The sequence below is a fragment of the Kitasatospora sp. NEAU-69 genome, assembly GCF_057158765.1.
In genome coordinates, this window is sequence record NZ_JBWXUE010000013.1 from 135,810 (window position 1) to 152,594 (window position 16,785).

The 16,785-nt window shown below is 72.8% G+C and carries 14 protein-coding genes; 6 read left to right on the forward strand and 8 right to left on the reverse strand.

Annotated elements, in window-relative coordinates; genetic code table 11:
- Positions 1-64: 64 nt before the first annotated feature.
- From AC060L_RS17320 to AC060L_RS17330, 3 genes are read right to left on the reverse strand one after another with little or no spacing between them, the layout of a single operon-like run.
- Complete coding sequence (locus AC060L_RS17320; protein ID WP_483799654.1) at positions 65-610, reverse strand: Uma2 family endonuclease; 546 nt, start codon at positions 608-610, stop codon at positions 65-67.
- A 55-nt stretch (positions 611-665) separates the two neighbouring features.
- A complete protein-coding gene (gene hrpB, locus AC060L_RS17325; protein WP_483799655.1) occupies positions 666-3,269 on the reverse strand; it encodes an ATP-dependent helicase HrpB in 2,604 nt (867 codons plus the stop codon).
- Between the two features lie 10 nt (positions 3,270-3,279).
- Complete coding sequence (locus AC060L_RS17330) at positions 3,280-4,179, reverse strand: class I SAM-dependent methyltransferase (RefSeq protein WP_483799656.1); 900 nt, start codon at positions 4,177-4,179, stop codon at positions 3,280-3,282.
- 439 nt (positions 4,180-4,618) lie between these two features.
- Here AC060L_RS17330 and rpsA point away from each other — a divergent pair, with 439 nt between their 5' ends.
- Both rpsA and AC060L_RS17340 read left to right on the forward strand, forming a co-directional pair.
- Positions 4,619-6,109 carry a 30S ribosomal protein S1 gene (gene rpsA / locus AC060L_RS17335; protein ID WP_483799657.1) on the forward strand — a complete coding sequence of 497 codons (1,491 nt, stop codon included), beginning with the start codon at positions 4,619-4,621 and terminating at the stop codon, positions 6,107-6,109.
- Positions 6,110-6,484: 375 nt separating this feature from the next.
- A complete protein-coding gene (locus AC060L_RS17340) occupies positions 6,485-8,629 on the forward strand; it encodes an MMPL family transporter (RefSeq protein ID WP_483799658.1) in 2,145 nt (714 codons plus the stop codon).
- Here AC060L_RS17340 and AC060L_RS17345 read toward each other — a convergent pair.
- Positions 8,616-8,765: a hypothetical protein gene (locus AC060L_RS17345; RefSeq protein WP_483799659.1), complete on the reverse strand. Its 150-nt coding sequence runs from the start codon at positions 8,763-8,765 to the stop codon at positions 8,616-8,618. The genes AC060L_RS17340 and AC060L_RS17345 overlap by 14 nt on opposite strands.
- A gap of 126 nt (positions 8,766-8,891) precedes the next feature.
- Between AC060L_RS17345 and AC060L_RS17350 the strand changes: the two genes are divergently transcribed.
- Positions 8,892-9,539 (forward strand): MBL fold metallo-hydrolase, encoded by a 648-nt coding sequence (locus AC060L_RS17350; RefSeq protein WP_483799660.1) that lies wholly within the window; start codon positions 8,892-8,894, stop codon positions 9,537-9,539.
- 22 nt (positions 9,540-9,561) lie between these two features.
- Complete coding sequence (coaE, locus tag AC060L_RS17355) at positions 9,562-10,155, forward strand: dephospho-CoA kinase (protein ID WP_483799661.1); 594 nt, start codon at positions 9,562-9,564, stop codon at positions 10,153-10,155.
- On the opposite strand, the gene AC060L_RS17360 is transcribed toward coaE, so the two are convergent.
- Together AC060L_RS17360 and soxR are read right to left on the reverse strand one after the other, a co-directional pair.
- Complete coding sequence (locus AC060L_RS17360) at positions 10,139-10,516, reverse strand: VOC family protein (protein WP_483799662.1); 378 nt, start codon at positions 10,514-10,516, stop codon at positions 10,139-10,141. The two genes, coaE and AC060L_RS17360, sit on opposite strands and share 17 nt — an antisense overlap.
- Entirely contained in the window at positions 10,513-11,070 is a 558-nt protein-coding gene (soxR, locus tag AC060L_RS17365; RefSeq protein WP_483799663.1) for a redox-sensitive transcriptional activator SoxR, read from the reverse strand. The genes AC060L_RS17360 and soxR overlap by 4 nt, the downstream gene beginning before the upstream one ends.
- A 54-nt stretch (positions 11,071-11,124) precedes the next feature.
- Between soxR and AC060L_RS17370 the strand changes: the two genes are divergently transcribed.
- Entirely contained in the window at positions 11,125-11,808 is a 684-nt protein-coding gene (locus AC060L_RS17370) for a transketolase (protein WP_483799664.1), read from the forward strand.
- 23 nt (positions 11,809-11,831) lie between these two features.
- On the forward strand, positions 11,832-12,731 hold the full coding sequence (locus AC060L_RS17375; protein ID WP_483799665.1) for a transketolase family protein: 900 nt from the start codon (positions 11,832-11,834) through the stop codon (positions 12,729-12,731).
- On the opposite strand, the gene treZ is transcribed toward AC060L_RS17375, so the two are convergent.
- Positions 12,703-14,412, reverse strand: coding sequence for a malto-oligosyltrehalose trehalohydrolase (gene treZ / locus AC060L_RS17380; protein ID WP_483799666.1), 1,710 nt, complete (start codon positions 14,410-14,412; stop codon positions 12,703-12,705). The two genes, AC060L_RS17375 and treZ, sit on opposite strands and share 29 nt — an antisense overlap.
- Positions 14,409-16,643, reverse strand: a complete 2,235-nt coding sequence (gene treY, locus AC060L_RS17385; RefSeq protein ID WP_483799667.1) for a malto-oligosyltrehalose synthase — start codon at positions 16,641-16,643, stop codon at positions 14,409-14,411. Before treY ends, treZ begins: the two co-directional genes overlap by 4 nt.
- Positions 16,644-16,785: the final 142 nt, after the last annotated feature.

The following is a 16,785-nucleotide window of genomic DNA, read 5'->3' on the forward strand; positions in this document are numbered from 1 at the left end:
CGGTTGCGGCACGGGGATGGAACTGTCCCGCTCCCGGCCGACCGGGAGCAGGGCAGTGGGCTGGTCAGTACGGCAGCAGGTTGCCGGTGTCGAGGGTGAAGCCGAAGGGTTCGGGGATGTGGATCGTCTCCCCGAAGTCGGCGTCCTCGCGGGCCCGGTAGCGGCCGTTCTCGGGCTCGCTGAGCAGGGTGACCGTCTTGCGACCGGGGTCGACGATCAGGTAGGCCGGGATGCCCATCAGGGGGTAGTCGCGGACCTTGCCCTGCCAGTCGTTCTCCGGATTGGACGGGGAGACGATCTCCACGGCGATCAGGGCCAGTTCGGCCGGGAGCTGGTTGTCGGTGGTCGCCATGGCCTCCTGGGGGAGGTAGGTCAGGTCCGGATTGCGGAGCTTGCCGACCGTGGGGGACGCCAGATCGGAGTTTCCGGACGCCAGGTAGCCATCCGGTGCGTGTGCCTCGAACTGGCGCTGGATCAGCGCGAGGTTTCGCTGGTGGATACCCGACGGTGACGCCTGGACGATGATCAGCTCTCCGGACAGCTCGGTTTTGAAGCTGTCAGGAAGGGCCCGGCGCACTTCCTCGAGCAGTGCGTAGTGCGCGGGGTTCATGTGTCCTCCAGGAACGGCACGGCTCCAGCGTAGGGGCCGTGGAGTCGGCACATCGTCACTTCCGCGGGTTGGCCCGCTTGGTCGGTTCGGCCGTGGTCGGGTCCTCGGGCCAGGGGTGGCGGGGGTAGCGGCCGCGGAGGTCGGCGCGGACGGCGCGGTAGCCCTCGCGCCAGAAGGTGGCCAGGTCGCCGGTGACGGCGGCCGGGCGGCCGGCGGGGGAGAGCAGGTGGATGGTGAGGGGGACGCGGCCGCCGGCCAGGGCCGGGGCGGCGGGCCAGCCGAAGAGCTCCTGGAGTTTGACGGCGAGGACGGGGCGTTCGGTCGAGTAGTCGACCCGGATCCGGGAGCCGCTGGGGACGGTGATGCGTTCGGGGGCGAGCTCGTCCAGTCGGCCGGCCTCGCCGGTGGACCAGGGGAGCAGGCGTTGCAGGGCGGCGGTGGTGTCGATGCGCTCCAGGTCGGCTCGGCGGCGGGCGCGGGAGAGCTCGGGTTCCAGCCAGTGGTCCGCCGCGGCCAGCAGGGCCTCGTCGGTGACGTCGGGCCAGGGCGCGCCGAGTGCGTGGTACAGGAAGGCGAGCCGGGTGCGCAGTGAGCTCGCGTTCTCCGACCAGCGGAGCAGCTCGCTGACGCCCTCGCGGGCCAGGCCGTCCAGCAGGGCGGCGCGGACCAGTGCGGGGGCCGGCCTGGTGAGTGGTTCGGCGTCCAGTTCGAGTGCGCCGAGGGCGGTGAGCCGGCGGGCCGTCAGGTCGCCGCGGCGGCTGCCGGGCGGGACGGCCCAGTGCACCTCGTCCCGTTCGGTGAGCAGGTGTCCGGCGGCGGCGCGAGCGGTGCTCTCGTTGATGAGCACCGCTCGCTGGATGCGTGCGGTCGGTGCGCCCGCGGGGCGGTCGGCGACCGCGACGGCGAGCCAGGGCGCGCCGGTGAGCGCCGAGCCGGCGGCGGGCGCGGCGGCCGTGCCCGACGCCATCAGGAAGGCCTCGCCGCGAGCGCGCGCCACCCGCTCGGGGTGGGCGAGCGAGACGATCAGGCCGGCCGCGGCCGCGTCGCTGAGGGAGCTGTCGGCAGGCGCCGAGTCGGCGGCCTTCAGCTGGGCGCGCAGGCGCCGGGTCTCGTCCCGCCAGCGGGCCGCGTAACGAGCGGCGGCACCGCCACTGCTGGCACCGCCGCCGCGCACCGCGCGCCAGACGGCCGTCAGCTCGTCGCCCAGCTCGCGCGGCGGCTCCTCCGACAGCAGCGCGACGAGCTCCGCCGCCCGCCGTGCGCCGACCCGCGCGGCGCCGTCCAGCAGTGCCCGGGCCAGCCGCGGGTGCAGGCCGGTGCGGGCGAAGCGGCGGCCGCGCTCGGTGGCCCGCCCGTCGCCCGGCTGCACCGCGCCGAGCGCCACGAGCGTCTGCCGGGCCGCCGCGAGCGCCCCCGCCGGTGGTGCGTCGGGCAGGGCGAGGGTGCGCGCGTCCGGATCGCCCCAGCAGGCGGCCTGGAGCGCGAACCCGGTGAGGTCGGCCAGCGCGATCTCCGGCGTCGGGAAGCGCGGCGCCAGCGCGTCCGCGACCTCGGGCCAGCAGCGGTAGACCGTGCCCGGCGCCTCCCGCCCGGCCCGGCCGGCCCGCTGGCGGCCGGCGGCGAGCGAGGCCCGGACCGTCACCAGGCTGCCCAGCCCGCGCGCGTGGTCGGTGCGCGGTTCGCGGGCGAGCCCGCTGTCGACCACGATCCGCACGCCCGGCACGGTCAGCGAGGACTCGGCGACCGAGGTGGCGAGGATGACCCGGCGGCCGTCACCGGCGCTCAGCGCGGCGTCCTGCACGGCCTGCGGCGCCTGCCCGTGCAGCTGGAGCACGCTCACGCCGGCCGGCGCGCCGAGCAGTCCGGCCACCCGGGCGATCTCGCCGACGCCGGGCAGGAAACAGAGCAGGTCGCCGTCCCTCTCCCCGAGCGCCCGCCGGATCACCGCGGCGACGTGCTCCAGCAGCGCCGGGTCGGTGCGGGTGCCCTGCGGCGGCCGGACGGCGCGCGGCGGCGGCGCCCACACCACCTCGACCGGGTGCGCCGTGCCGTGCGCCTCGACCACCGGAGCGCCGCCGAGCAGGTCGGCCCAGGCGGCGGTGTCCGAGGTCGCCGACGCGACCAGCAGCTGCAGCTCGGGCCGCAGCGCGGCGCGGACGTCCAGCAGGAAGGCGAGCGCGGTGTCCGCGTCCAGGTGCCGCTCGTGGCACTCGTCGAGCAGCACCGCGTCCACCCCGGGCAGCTCCGGATCGCGCTGCAGCCGCTGCAGCAGCACGCCGGTGGTGACCACCTCGACGACCGTGCCGGGGCCGACCACCCGCTCCCCGCGCACGGTGTGCCCGACCCGGCCGCCTGGCTGCTCGCCGAGCAGCCAGGCCATCCGGCGGGACGCCGCGCGCACCGCGAGCCGGCGGGGCTCGGCGACCAGCACCCGACGCGGGGCGGCGACGGCCCCGAGCTCGCCGACGGGCCCGCCGACCGGCCCGCCGATGGGCTCGTCGAGCAGGCCGGCCAGGGCCAGCGGCACCAGCGTGGTCTTGCCGGTGCCGGGCGGCGCGGCGAGCACGGCCGTGCCGTGTTCGGCGAGTGCGGCGGCGAGCGCGGGCAACGCGGCGCGGACGGGCAGGCTGACGGTCTGGGCGGGCAGGTCGCGGCTCACCCGAGAAGTATCAGCCCCGCTCGGCCACGAAGATCGCCGTCCCCGGGATGTGCTGCCCGCGCAGCGGGCTCCAGCCGCCCCACTCCTGGGTCAGCTCCGCCGGCCACTCCGGCTCGATCAGGTCCAGCAGCCGGAACCCGGCGCCGACCAGCTCGCGCACCCGGTCGCCGAGCGTGCGGTGGTGCTCGACGTAGGTGGCGCGGCCCTGCTCGTCCTGCTCGACGTACGGCGTGCGGTCGAAGTAGCTGGCGCTCGCGGTCAGCCCCTCCTCGCCGGGCTCGTCCGGGAACGCCCAGCGGATCGGATGGGTGACCGAGAAGACCCAGCGCCCGCCCGGGCGCAGCACCCGGTGCACCTCGCGCATCAGCTCCGCGGTGTCCGCGCTGAACGGCACCGCGCCGTACGCCGAGCAGGCCGTGTCGAAGGAGCCGTCCGCGAACGGCAGCACCGCGGCGTCCGCCTGCACCAGCGCGACCGGCTCGACGCCGCGGGCCAGGTCGATCCGCAGTGAGTGCTGGAGCTGGCGGTGCGAGATGTCGAGCGCGACCGGGCGGGCGCCCTGCTCGCGCAGCCAGCGCGAGCACTGCGCCGCGCCGGCGCCGATCTCCAGCACGTCGCGCCCGGCGACCTCGCCGAGCAGGCGCACCGAGGCCTCGTCCAGCCCCTCCGGGCACCAGACGAAGCGGTCGTCGCCGAGGAACGCGCCGTGCTCGTCCTGGTACTCGTCGGCGTTGCGGTCCCACCAGTGCCGGCTGGCCACGCTGCTCTCGCCGGCCGCCGCCTCGCGCCGCAGCGCGAGATCGTCCTCGGCCACGGCCGTGTCCGCCTCGGTCACGGCCGTATCGTCCTCGGTCACGGCGGTGCCGGGAGCCTCGTCCGCTCGGTGGCCAGGGGTCGCGTCCAAGGTCATAATGCGCCTCGCGTAAGGTAGGGGCTGCGGAAAGCGCCGCTGCATGGCAACCGTCCCCTCGGGGCCGGTCCAGGCGGTGGCATCCGGGGATCCAGGCCCCCGAAAACTTGCCACTCCGCACGTCGGCCGGCCGGCCGCGTGAGGGGCGCAGTTGTGAGGATATGGCCTGATCCATACCGCCCTGTGCGGTCTCGTCGCCCTTGGCGTTGACCGTGCCCGGCTGTCCCCGTATGCTACAAGTTGCGCTGCGGGCCTGCGCGCCTCGGACGGAGCAGGTCGCGCTCGCATCTGTCGAAGACCCCACGGTCGCAAGACGGACCACACCTGGTGAAACGGGTAGGTGGGCCGTGTTCTTGGCTGTCGGCTTTCGGTGGGAGCGATACGGGCCCCCGCGTGGCATTACCTACGACTTCATGTCCGTACCGGAGCCCTTTTCCTAATGACGAGCCCCACCGACACCTCTGTCAGCACCACCCCGCAGGTTGCGGTCAACGACATCGGCGACGCGGAAGCCTTCCTCGCGGCGATCGACGAGACCATCAAGTACTTCAACGATGGCGACATCGTCGAGGGCATCATCGTGAAGGTCGACCGTGACGAGGTGCTCCTCGACATCGGTTACAAGACCGAGGGTGTCATCCCCTCCCGCGAGCTCTCGATCAAGCACGACGTTGACCCGCACGAGGTCGTCAAGGTCGGCGACGAGATCGAGGCCCTGGTTCTCCAGAAGGAGGACAAGGAGGGTCGTCTGATCCTGTCCAAGAAGCGCGCACAGTACGAGCGCGCCTGGGGCACGATCGAGAAGATCAAGGAAGAGGACGGGATCGTCACCGGTACCGTCATCGAGGTCGTCAAGGGTGGTCTCATCCTCGACATCGGCCTCCGTGGCTTCCTCCCGGCCTCGCTGGTCGAGATGCGCCGCGTTCGCGACCTCCAGCCCTACGTGGGCAAGGAGCTCGAGGCCAAGATCATCGAGCTGGACAAGAACCGCAACAACGTGGTCCTGTCCCGCCGTGCCTGGCTGGAGCAGACCCAGAGCGAGGTCCGCCAGACCTTCCTCACCACCCTGCAGAAGGGTCAGGTGCGCTCCGGCGTCGTCTCCTCGATCGTCAACTTCGGTGCCTTCGTGGACCTGGGCGGCGTCGACGGTCTCGTCCACGTCTCCGAGCTGTCCTGGAAGCACATCGACCACCCGTCCGAGGTTGTCGAGGTCGGCCAGGAGGTCACCGTCGAGGTTCTCGACGTTGACATGGACCGCGAGCGCGTCTCCCTGTCGCTGAAGGCGACCCAGGAGGACCCGTGGCAGCAGTTCGCCCGTACCCACCAGATCGGCCAGGTCGTTCCGGGTAAGGTCACCAAGCTGGTTCCGTTCGGTGCGTTCGTCCGCGTGGACGAGGGCATCGAGGGCCTGGTCCACATCTCCGAGCTGGCCGAGCGCCACGTCGAGATCCCGGAGCAGGTCGTCCAGGTCGGCGACGAGATCTTCGTCAAGGTCATCGACATCGACCTGGAGCGTCGCCGGATCAGCCTGTCGCTCAAGCAGGCCAACGAGTCGCTCGGTGCCGACCCGGCTTCGGTCGAGTTCGACCCGACCCTCTACGGCATGGCTGCGTCCTACGACGACGCGGGCAACTACATCTACCCGGAGGGCTTCGACCCCGAGGCGAACGACTGGCTGCCCGGCTTCGAGAAGCAGCGTGAGGAGTGGGAGCGCCAGTACGCCGAGGCGCAGGCCCGCTTCGAGCAGCACCAGGCCCAGGTCATCAAGAGCCGCGAGGCCGACGCCGAGGCCGCTGCCGAGGGTGGCGACGCTGTTGCCGCCGCTGCCGGTGGCAACTACTCCTCCTCCAGCGACGAGGGCGCCGGCGCCCTCGCCTCGGACGAGGCGCTGGCCGCCCTGCGCGAGAAGCTGGCCGGCGGCCAGAGCTGATCCGCGCTCAACCTGTCGGCGGGCTGGTTCCGTCGCCGGTTGAACTGAGCTGAAGCTCACTAAGTACCCCCATCCGGGATCTCCGGATGGGGGTACTTCGTTATGTCCGCAAGGATCTGTGGGGAATGCCGGTGGGGGTCCGGCCCGTTGATTGAGCCAGCACCATGTGTGACAAGCAGCTCATCCCCGGCCTATGGGTCTTTCCGGACAGAACACCTAACTTGGAACGAGTTGCCCAATGGGTTTCCCGCCCCACACGCAAGGCAGTCTCGCTTGAAGCGCCACTCCTCCGCTGTGCCGACCTCCCAGCGAAATGACGCCATACCCGGTCGCCTTGCCGCGCTCGGTCGTGCCTGCTACCGCCACCGGCGGTGGGTGCTCGCCTTCTGGGTCGCCGTGCTCGCGCTCGGAGTGCTGATCGGCGGCCGGGTCTTCGAGGGCACCGTCACCTCCAGCGGCTCCGGCGGCGCCGAGTCCACCAAGGGCACCTCGGTGGTCGCGGCCGCCGACCCGTCGCTGGGCACGGTGACGGCGGTGGTCGACGGCGTGCAGGTGGACACCCCCGCGGTCCGCGACGCGGTGACCGCCGCCGCCCAGGACCTGGCCAAGCTGCCCGGCGTGCTCTCGGTCTCGGACGCCTACCAGAGCGATGCGCAGGGAGGCGGCCAGCTGCTGCGCGCCGCCGACGGCTCGGCGAGCCTGGTCAACGTGCGGATGGCCGACAACAGCACCAGCGGTCAGCAGCAGGCGGTCAGCACGCGGCTCTCCGCCATCTCGGCGCCCGGCACGCACGTGACCGTCGGCGGCGACCTGGTGACGCAGCAGGAGGTCAAGGACCAGACGGCGTCCGACACCAAGTTCGGCGAGATCGTCACGCTGCCGCTGACCCTGGTCGTCATGGTGCTGGTCTTCGGTGGTCTCGCGGCGGCCAGCCTGCCCGTGATCGGCGCGGTCGCCTCGATCGGCGGTGCGCTGCTGGCGATGTTCGGCTTCAGCCACCTCATGGACATCGACACCAGCGTGCTGCCGATCGCCACCGTGCTGGGCCTGGGCCTGTCGATCGACTACGCGCTCCTGATGGTCAACCGGTTCCGCGAGGAACGCGGGCAGGGCGCCGAGATCGCCGAGGCGGTGCACCGCACGGCGGCCACCGCCGGACGGACCGTCGCGTTCTCCGGGCTGACCGTGGCGGTCGCGCTCAGCGGGCTCTTCGTCTTCACCAGCCCGGTCTTCCGGGCGGTCGCCGCCGCCGGCGTCAGCGTCGTGGTGATCGCGGTGCTCGCCGCGCTGACCCTGGTCCCGGCGCTGCTCGGGTTCGCCGGGCACCGGATCAAGCCGCCGAAGAAGGCCGAGCCGGACGAGGGCTTCTTCGCCCGCACGGTGCGCCTGGTGCAGCGCCGAGCGGTGCCGGTCGCGCTGGTCTGCGTCGCACTGCTGACTGCGGCCGGTGCGCCGTTCGTCGGCGCGCAGATGCGCAACTCGGGCGCCGCGGTGCTGCCGCACAGCTCGGCCGGGCGGCAGGTCGCCGAGGTCATCGAGCAGCGGTTCCCGCAGGTCGCGCCGGCGCCGGTGACCGTCGTCGTGCAGGCCGGCGGGCAGGCCGCCGCGAAGTACGCCGACGACGTGGTGGCGAAGCTGCCCGGCGTCACCGGTGTGCGCGCGGTGCAGCCGGTGGGCGCCACCGTCAGCACCATCGACGTGCTGGTGCACGGCGATCCGCAGGGCGGCGAGGCCAAGCAGGTGGTGGACGAGCTGCGCTCGGCGCGCGGCGGGCTCACCACCTACGTGACCGGGGACGCCGCGACCGTGGTCGACTTCGAGCACGAGCTGGCCACCCGCGGGCCGTGGGCGCTCGCGCTGGTGGCGGCCGGCACGCTGGTGCTGCTCTTCCTGATGACCGGCTCGGTGGTGATGCCGATCAAGGCGTTGCTGATGAACGTGCTCTCGCTGGGCTGCTCGCTCGGCGCGCTCACGCTGGTCTTCCAGCACGGCTGGTTCAGCGGACTGCTCGGCTTCACGCCGACCGGCGGCCTGGAGACGTTCATCCCGGTGCTGGTCTTCGCGTTCGCGTTCGGGCTCTCGATGGACTACGAGGTCTTCCTGCTCTCGCGGATCAAGGAGTTGCGGGACCAGGGGTACGGCTGCGCCGAGGCGGTGCAGCTCGGTCTGCAGCGCAGCGGTCGGATCATCACCTCGGCCGCGCTGCTGATGGTGATCGTCTTCGCCGGCTTCGCGGCCGGGCAGATGCTCATGGTCAAGCAGATGGGCATCGCGCTCGCGGTGGCCGTCGCGGTGGACGCGACGCTGGTGCGATGTCTGCTGGTGCCGGCCACGATGTCGTTCTTCGGCGAGTTCAACTGGTGGGCGCCGGCGCCGTTGCGCAAGCTCTACAACCGGTTCGGGCTGCGCGAGCACGTGGCGCTGCCGCCGCTGAAGGCCGAGCAGGCCACGGCGGGAACGCTGCCCGGCCCGCGCAACCCCGAACCGGAGCTCACCGAGCCGGAGCTCACTCGCCGTTGACGCAGGCGTTGCCGAAGCCGGAGTTGAGTGCCCCGCCCAGGTTGGCGGAGTCACAGGCGGCGGCGGCGCCGGCCCCGGCGAGGATCAGTCCGCAGAGTGCGGCGGCGACGAGCAGGGAGTTGCGCAGGGTGGTCACGGATTGAGTCCTTAGAGGCTGGACGGGACTGGCTTGGAGAAGACTGGTGGACTGCGCCCTGCTCAACGCGCGACGGCGGGGAAAGTGACTGCCGGTCAGCTGCGACACGCCGGTAGGCTCTGACGTATGCGACTCACCAAGTTCGGACACGCCTGTGTCCGCATCGAAGAGAACGGCAGCACGCTCGTCGTCGATCCCGGGGCGTTCACCGAGCCCGAGGCGATCGAGGGCGCCGACGCACTACTGATCACCCACGAGCACTTCGACCACTTCACCGAGGACCAGGTGCGCGCCGCGCTCGCGGCCAACCCCGGCCTGCGGATCTGGACCAACCGCTCGGTCGCCGACCAGCTCGCCGGCCTGGGCACCGCGATCACCGTGGTCGGCGAAGGCGACGCGTTCGAAGTCGGTGACATCGACGTCACGGTGCACGGTGAGTGGCACGCCGTGATCCACCCCGAGGTGCCGCAGGTGAAGAACATCGGCTTCCTCTTCGGTGGCCGGCTCTTCCACCCCGGCGACGCGCTGACCGTGCCGGACCGCCCGGTCGAGACACTGCTGGTGCCGCTCTCGGCGCCGTGGAACAAGGTCGGCGAGCTGATCGACTACGTCCGCGAGGTCAAGCCGTCCCGGACGATCGGCATGCACGACGTGCTGCTCAGCGAGATCGGCCTGGGCCTGGGCCACTGGCTCGGCGGCAACGGCGGCGTGCAGACGGGCGCGACCTACGAGCACCTGGCCGTCGGCGCCTCGACGGAGATCGCCGCGGTGTAGTGGCGCTGTGTAGTCTGCCGCCATGCGGAAGATCGGACTTACTGGCGGGATCGGCGCGGGCAAGAGCGCCGTTTCCGGGTTGCTCGTCTCCTACGGCGCGGTGCTGGTCGACTCCGACCTGATCGCCCGTGAGGTAGTGGCGCCCGGCACCCCGGGACTGGCGGCCGTGATGGCCGAGTTCGGCCCCGGGGTGCTCGGGGCCGACGGCGCGCTGGACCGCCCGGCGCTCGGCGCGATCGTCTTCGCCGACCCCGAGCGCCTCGCCGCGCTGAACGCGATTGTGCACCCGCTGGTCCGGGACCGCTCGGCCGAGCTGGAGGCCGGTGCGGCGGCCGACGCGGTCGTCGTGCACGACATCCCGCTGCTCGCCGAGAACGGGCTGGCGCCGCTCTTCGAGCAGGTGATCGTCGTCGACGCCGCGGACGAGGTGCGCCTCGACCGCCTGGTCCGCCTGCGCGGGATGTCCGCGGACGAGGCCCGGGCCCGGATGGCCGCGCAGGCGACGCGCGAGCAGCGGCTCGCGGTGGCCGACCTGGTGGTGGAGAACAACGGGACGCTGGAGGAGCTGGCGGCTCGGGTCGCGCAGGTCTGGCAGCAGCTCACCGCGGCTGGATGAGGTCCCAGCGGTTGCCGTAGGGGTCGGCGAAGACGGCGACCGTGCCGTACGGCTCGTGCCGCGGCTCCTCGACGAAGTGCACGCCGGCCGCCGTCATCCGGGCGTGCTGGGCGGCGAAGTCCTCGGTCTGCAGGAACCAGCCGACCCGGCCGCCGGTCTGGTCGCCGATCCGCGCCAGCTGCTCCGGCTTGGTGGGCCGGGCGAGCAGCAGGCCGCTCTGTGCTCCGGCGGGCGCGACCACCACCCAGCGTCCGCCGTCCGCCCGCGGGCTGTCCTCGCGCAGCTCGAAGCCGAGCGCCTCCACGTAGAAGGCGATCGCCTCGTCGTAGTCGCGGACCAGCAGCGTGGTGAGAGTGATCATGAGGCCACCTTACGGTCCGTGCCGGGGTCGGTGGCCGTGCCGGTGTCGGTGGCCGTGTCGGGCTCCGGCCTGGTCGGCCGGCGCGGCAGCAGGGTGCGGGCGCCCGGTCCCTCGGCGCCCCGGACGTCGTGCGGGTTGTACAGCGCGCAGACGCCGAGTGAGAGGCAGCCGCAGCCGATGCAGCCGGTGAGGTGGTTGCGCAGGCGCTGCAGGTCCGCGATCTGCTCGTCGATCCGGGCCTGCCAGGACGCGGCGACCGGGCGCCAGTCGTCCTGACTGGGGGAGCGGTCGGAGGGCAGTCCGGCGAGGGCCGCGCGCGCCTCGTCGAGCGAGAGCCCGACGGTCTGCGCGGCGCGGACGAAGGCGATCCGGCGCAGCATCTGACGGGTGTAGCGGCGCTGGCCGCCCGCGGTGCGGGTGGAGTGGATCAGCCCGAGGTCCTCGTAGTAGCGCAGCGCGGAGGCGGCCAGGCCACTGCGGGCGGCGAGTTGACCGATGGTCAGCAGGACGGGTGGGTGGACGGGCGGCTGTGCGGCGGCAGCGGCGGCGGTCATGGTGGTGATTCTAGGGCTTGACCTCAAGTCGGCTTGAAGTTGCAGGATCCTCTCATGACCACGACGGCGTACGGGGCGCTCCCCGCACTGATGGGCCGGATGACCGGGGCCGAGAAGCACGGACCGGCGGCGACCTCCACCCTTGACGCGCTCTGGGTGCTCTACGACCGGGTGCTGCGGCTCGACCGCGATCATCTGGAGGACCCCGAGCGGGACCGGTTCCTGCTCTCCAAGGGCCACGGCCCGATGGCGTACTACGCGGTGCTGGCCGCCAAGGGGATCCTGCCGGCCGAGTGGCTGGACGGCTTCGGCGGCTACTTCTCGCCGCTCGGCCACCACCCGGACCGGCAGCTGATCCCGGGCGTCGAGATCGGCTCCGGCTCGCTCGGCCACGGGCTGCCGCTCGCCGTCGGCACCGCGCTGGGCCTGCGGGCGCAGGGCCGCACCGGTCCCGCCGTCTGGACGCTGCTCGGTGACGCCGAGTTCGACGAGGGCAGCAACCACGAGGCCGTCGCGTACGCCGGCGCCGTCGGGCTGGACCGGCTGCACGCGATCGTGATCGACAACTCCTCCGCGACGCACGGCTGGGGTGGTGGCATCGCCGGGCGCTTCACCGCGGCCGGCTGGTCGGCGGCCACCGTGGACGGGCACGACCACGAGGCGCTGTATGCCGCCTTCACCACCGAGCACCCGGGCCGGCCGCACGCCGTCGTCGCCCGCGTCGAGCCCAAGAACTAGAACCGAGAAGAGGACCGGGAACCATGGACACCATGCGTGAGCGTTTCGGCACCGTCGTCACCGAGCTGCTCGACCAGGACCCGCGCACCGCCGTGGTGATCGCCGACATCGGCGCGCGGTACCTGGAGGCGGCGGCCGCCGCGCACCCCGACCGGGTGCTCAACGTCGGCATCCGTGAGCAGCTGCTGATCGGCGTGACCGGCGGCCTGGCGCTGACCGGGATGCGCCCGATCGCGCACACCTTCGCGAGCTTCCTGATCGAGCGGCCGTTCGAGCAGATCAAGCTGGACCTCGGCCACCAGGGCGTCGGCGCGGTGCTGGTCAGCGCGCTCGGCTCGTACGACTGGCCGGCCGGCGGGCGCACCCACATGGCGCCGGGGGACGTCGCGCTGCTCGACACGCTGCCCGACTGGACGGTGCACGTGCCCGGTCACCCCGACGAGGCCGAGACGCTGCTGCGGCACGCGGTCGCCGACGGGGACCGGAACGTGTACGTGCGCCTGTCCGAGCACCGCAACGCGGCCGGCCACGCGATCACCCCGGGCCGGTTCCTGACCGTCCGCGAGGGCTCGCGCGGTGTGGTGCTGGCCGTCGGCCCGATGCTGGACGCGGTGCTGGCCGCCACCGAGGGGCTGGACGTCACGGTGCTGTACGCCACCACGGTGCGCCCGTTCGACGCGGCGGCGCTGCGCGCGACCGGCCTGGCGGACGTCGTGCTGGTCGAGCCCTACCTGGCCGGCACCTCGAACAACGCGGCGCACGAGGCGCTCGCCGATCTGCCGCACCGGGTGCTCGGCCTCGGGGTTCCGAGGGAGGAGCACCGGCAGTACGGGTCGATGGACGAGCACCTCGCCGCCTACGGCCTGGACGCCGCCGGCCTGCGCGCGCGGATCGTCAACTTCCTTCTGGCGCGGTGCGCGTGATCACGCAGGAGCGGGCGCCGAGGCGGTCCGCGGTCAGCTCGCCCCAGTGCCCCAGCACCGTGCCGGCCGGCCCGGCCGCCAGCTCGACCGGCTTCTCGCCGAAGTTCAGCGCGATCCGCACCGCCCCCCGGTACACGGTCAACTGACCGGCCTCCTCGTCGAATTCGCAGCGCACCGCGGTCAGATCGGGATCGGTCAGCTCCGGGTACGCGCGCCGCAGCCGGATCAACGTGCGGTACCAGCCGAGCAGTTCGGCGTGCTTGCCGGCCCGCGGCTCGGTCCAGTCGAGCACCGAGCCGAGCACCGTCTCGGGGGCCTGCGGGTCGGGCACCTCGTCCGCCGTCCAGCCGTACGCCTCGAACTCCCGGCGCCGGCCCTGCCGGACCGCCTGTGCCAGCCCCGGATCGGTGTGGTCGGTGAAGTACTGCCACGGCGTGCCGGCGCCCCACTCCTCGCCCATGAAGAGCATCGGGGTGAACGGCGAGGTGAGCACCAGTGCTGCGGCCAGGCCGAGTTGGGCGGCGGTCAGCCGGTCGCCGAGCGCCCGGTTGCCGACCTGGTCGTGGGTCTGCGAGTAGCCGAGCAGCCGGTGGCCGAACTCCCGTGGGAACGGCCGCCCGTGGTGCCGGTCGCGGAACGAGGACCAGGTGCCGTCGTGGAACCAGCCACGGGTCAGCGTGCGGTGCAGCGCCGCCATCGGGGCCCGGCCGAAGTCCGCGTAGTAGCCCTGCGCCTCACCGGTGACGGCGGCGTGGATCGCGTGGTGGAAGTCGTCGCTCCACTGCGCGGTCAGGCCCTGGCCGCCGGCGCTGCGCGGGTTGGTGGTGCGCGGGTTGTTCAGGTCGGACTCGCCGATCAGGAAGAGCGGGCGGTTCAGCGCCGCGCCCAGCTTCTCGACCTCGGTGGAGAGCTCCTCCAGGAAGTGCAGCGCCCGGTCGTCCACCAGCGCGTGCACGGCGTCGAGCCGCAGGCCGTCCACCCGGTAGTCGCGCAGCCAGGCGAGCGCGCTGCCGATCAGGTAGCCGCGGACCTCGTCGGAGCCCGGCGCGTCCAGGTTGACCGCCGAGCCCCAGGGGGTCTGGTGCCGGTCGGTGAAGTACGGGCCGAAGGCGGGCAGGTAGTTGCCGGACGGGCCGAGGTGGTTGTGCACCACGTCCAGGATCACGCCCAGGCCCTTGCGGTGCGCCGCGTCGACGAACCGCTTGAGCCCGTCCGGGCCGCCGTACGGCTCGTGCACGGCCCACGGCGCGACCCCGTCGTAGCCCCAGCCGTGCTTGCCGGGGAACGGGCAGACGGGGAGCAGCTCGACGAAGTCGACGCCGAGCTCGACCAGGTGGTCGAGCCGCTCGGCGGCCGAGTCGAAGGTGCCGCCGGGGGTGAAGGTGCCGATGTGCAGCTCGTAGACCACCGCGCCGGGCAGCGCGCGGCCGTGCCAGGGGGTGTCCGACCAGCGGAACTCGCCGTGGTCCACCACCCGGCTGAGCCCGTCGGGGCCGTGCGGCTGCCGGGCCGAGCGCGGGTCCGGCAGTGCCCGGCCGCCGTCGAGCCGGAACCCGTAGTCCTGACCGCTCGGCGCCTCGCCGCGCCACCAGCCCCGCTCGCCGGCGGTCAGGGGGTACGCCGTGGCGTCCACCTCGACGTCGACGCGTTTCGCGTAGGGGGCCCAGACCTGGTACTTCACTTTGACTCCCGGGTGAGCAGCGCGACGGTGTCGACCGGGCCTTGGTGCTGATGGCCCGTCAACAGGTCGGTCCAGCGGCCCGGTAGTTCGAGCCTAGCCTGCTCGCCGCTGCGGGCGAGGTCGTACGGCAGACGAGTGGCAATGATCGTCAGGTCGGGGCCGCGCTGGAACGCCACCAGGTGCTTGCCGGCGGCCAGCGGACGGTACGGGCCGAGCGGGCGGCGCAGGTGCAGCGCGGTGCGGGTGAGGTGCAGCTTGCGGCGGGCGAAGTCGGACAGGCCGACTTCCGGGGCGCTGAAGTCGACCGGCGCCCGGTTGTCCGGATCGACCAGCGTGTACAGCGGCTTCTCGGAGCCCTGGTAGAGGTCCGGCACGCCGGGGATCGTCAGGTGCAGCAGGGCGGCGGAGAGGCTGTTGCTCTGCGCGAACGGCTCCAGCATCGTGACGAACCGGTCGATCCGGGCGGTGAGCTCGGGGTTGGCCAGCACGGCGCGGGCGTAGTCGGCCACGCTCTCCTCGTAGGCCGTGTCCTGGGAGGTCCAGCTGGTCGTCTGCTTGGCCTCGCGCAGCGACTTGACCAGGTTGCCGACCAGCCGGTCCGGGGCGATCGGCCAGGCGGCCACCAGGGTCTGCCAGAGCAGCCACTCGGCGTTGCGGTCGGCCAGGCCGCCGGCCAGCTCGGACCAGGCGGTGCACTCGGCCAGCCACTCGTCCGGCAGCTCGGCCAGCACCGCGAGCCGGGCCCGCGCGTCCGCGCTGCGCTTGGTGTCGTGGGTGGAGAGCGCGGTCATGGTGCGCGGCCAGTGCACCTCGATCGCTTCGGCCCAGCAGTGGAAGTCCTCCGGCGCCATCCCCGGGTGCGAGGGGTCGCCGCCGACCTCGTTCAGGCTGAGCAGCGGGTGGCAGCGGTAGAACGCGGTGTCCTCGACGCCCTTGGCGGCGACCGCCGAGGCGGTCTGCGCGAACCGGGTGCGGAACTCCTCCTTGGCCGGGCTGTTGCCCAGGTGGCCCTGGGTCAGCAGCTCGACGAACTGCTTGGTGGACTCCGGCGTGGTGACGGTCCGTTCGGCCGGGTACGGGTACGGCCGGTAGACCGTGTAGTGGGTGAACAGGTCGCAGAGCGCGGCGCGGATCGCGTCCGGCCCGTGGTCGGCGAGCGCGGGCTCGGCCGTGCAGATCCGGCCGGCGAGGCGGACCAGCCGGTTCATCTCGGCGGCCAGCTCGCCGTCCGCGGCGATCATCTCGGCCCGGCCGGTCCGGGCGGCCTGCGCGGCGGTGGTCCGCACGCCGGTGTAGTCGCCGTAGTGCTCGGTCAGCCGGTGTACCCCGGCGGCGTCGGTCAGCACACCGTCGATGTGCCGCAGCGCGTCGTAGCCCGTGGTCCCCGCGCACGGCCAGTCCATCGGCAGCCGTTCCAGGCCGCTGAGGATCTTCTCGACCACGGTGTACGCCCCGTCGCTGGCCTTCGCCAGGTGGCTCAGGTAGCCGCGCGGGTCGGCCAGGCCGTCCGGGTGGTCGACCCGGAAGCCGTCCAGCACGCCCTCGGCGCGCAGCCGCAGCAGCACCGCGTGGGTGGCCCGGAAGACCCGCGGGTCCTCCACCCGCAGCGCGATCAGCCCGTTGACGGTGAAGAACCGCCGGTAGTTGAGCTCGGTGGCGGCCGTCCGCCACCAGGCCAGCCGGTAGAACTGCCGGTTCAGCAGCGCGGGCAGCGGCAGGTGCTCGGTGCCGGCGCGCAGCGGGAAGACGTGGTCGTAGTAGCGCAGGGTGTCCTGGTCCACCTTCAGCTGGTCCAGCACGGCGCCGAGCCGGTCGCCGAGCACCGGCAGCAGGATCCGGCCGCCCTGGGCCTGCCAGTCGATGTCGAACCAGTGTGCGTACGGGGAGCCGGGACCGTCGCGCAGCACGTGCCAGAGCGGTGAGTTGAGCCGCTCGGGCGTCGGGACGGCCATGTGGTTGGGGACGATGTCGGCGATCAGGCCCAGGCCGTGCTGGTGCGCGGTCGCGGCCAGCGCGCGCAACGCGCTCTCGCCGCCCAGCTGTTCGCTGATCCTGGTGTGGTCGACCGTGTCGTACCCGTGGGTGGAGCCCGGGGTGGCCTCCAGGAGCGGGGACAGGTGCAGATGGGAGACGCCGAGCCCAGCCAGGTACGGGACGGCGGACGCGGCGTCCGCGAGTGTGAAGGAGGGCTGGAGCTGGAGCCGGTAGCTCGCTGTGGGTGCAGGGATCACACCCCATGCCTACCCGTTGCGGGGGTTGCTACGACGGGAATCCGGCGAACGGGTCAGCACTTTGGCAGCACCCGGTCACCGTGGCGGACCGCGAGGGCGGCCGCCCCGGCGCTCCAGCCGGGCAACTCAACACCCACAGCGA

Bases quoted from the DNA above. Each gene is read 5' to 3' on its own strand.
- AC060L_RS17370 (WP_483799664.1), top strand. From the start codon at position 11,125: ATGACCACGACGGCGTACGGGGCGCTCCCCGCACTGATGGGCCGGATG.
- AC060L_RS17330 (WP_483799656.1), bottom strand. From the start codon at position 4,179: ATGACCTTGGACGCGACCCCTGGCCACCGAGCGGACGAGGCTCCCGGC.
- AC060L_RS17320 (WP_483799654.1), bottom strand. From the start codon at position 610: ATGAACCCCGCGCACTACGCACTGCTCGAGGAAGTGCGCCGGGCCCTT.
- AC060L_RS17360 (WP_483799662.1), bottom strand. From the start codon at position 10,516: ATGATCACTCTCACCACGCTGCTGGTCCGCGACTACGACGAGGCGATC.
- rpsA (WP_483799657.1), top strand. From the start codon at position 4,619: ATGACGAGCCCCACCGACACCTCTGTCAGCACCACCCCGCAGGTTGCG.
- AC060L_RS17375 (WP_483799665.1), top strand. From the start codon at position 11,832: ATGGACACCATGCGTGAGCGTTTCGGCACCGTCGTCACCGAGCTGCTC.
- AC060L_RS17350 (WP_483799660.1), top strand. From the start codon at position 8,892: ATGCGACTCACCAAGTTCGGACACGCCTGTGTCCGCATCGAAGAGAAC.
- coaE (WP_483799661.1), top strand. From the start codon at position 9,562: ATGCGGAAGATCGGACTTACTGGCGGGATCGGCGCGGGCAAGAGCGCC.
- soxR (WP_483799663.1), bottom strand. From the start codon at position 11,070: ATGACCGCCGCCGCTGCCGCCGCACAGCCGCCCGTCCACCCACCCGTC.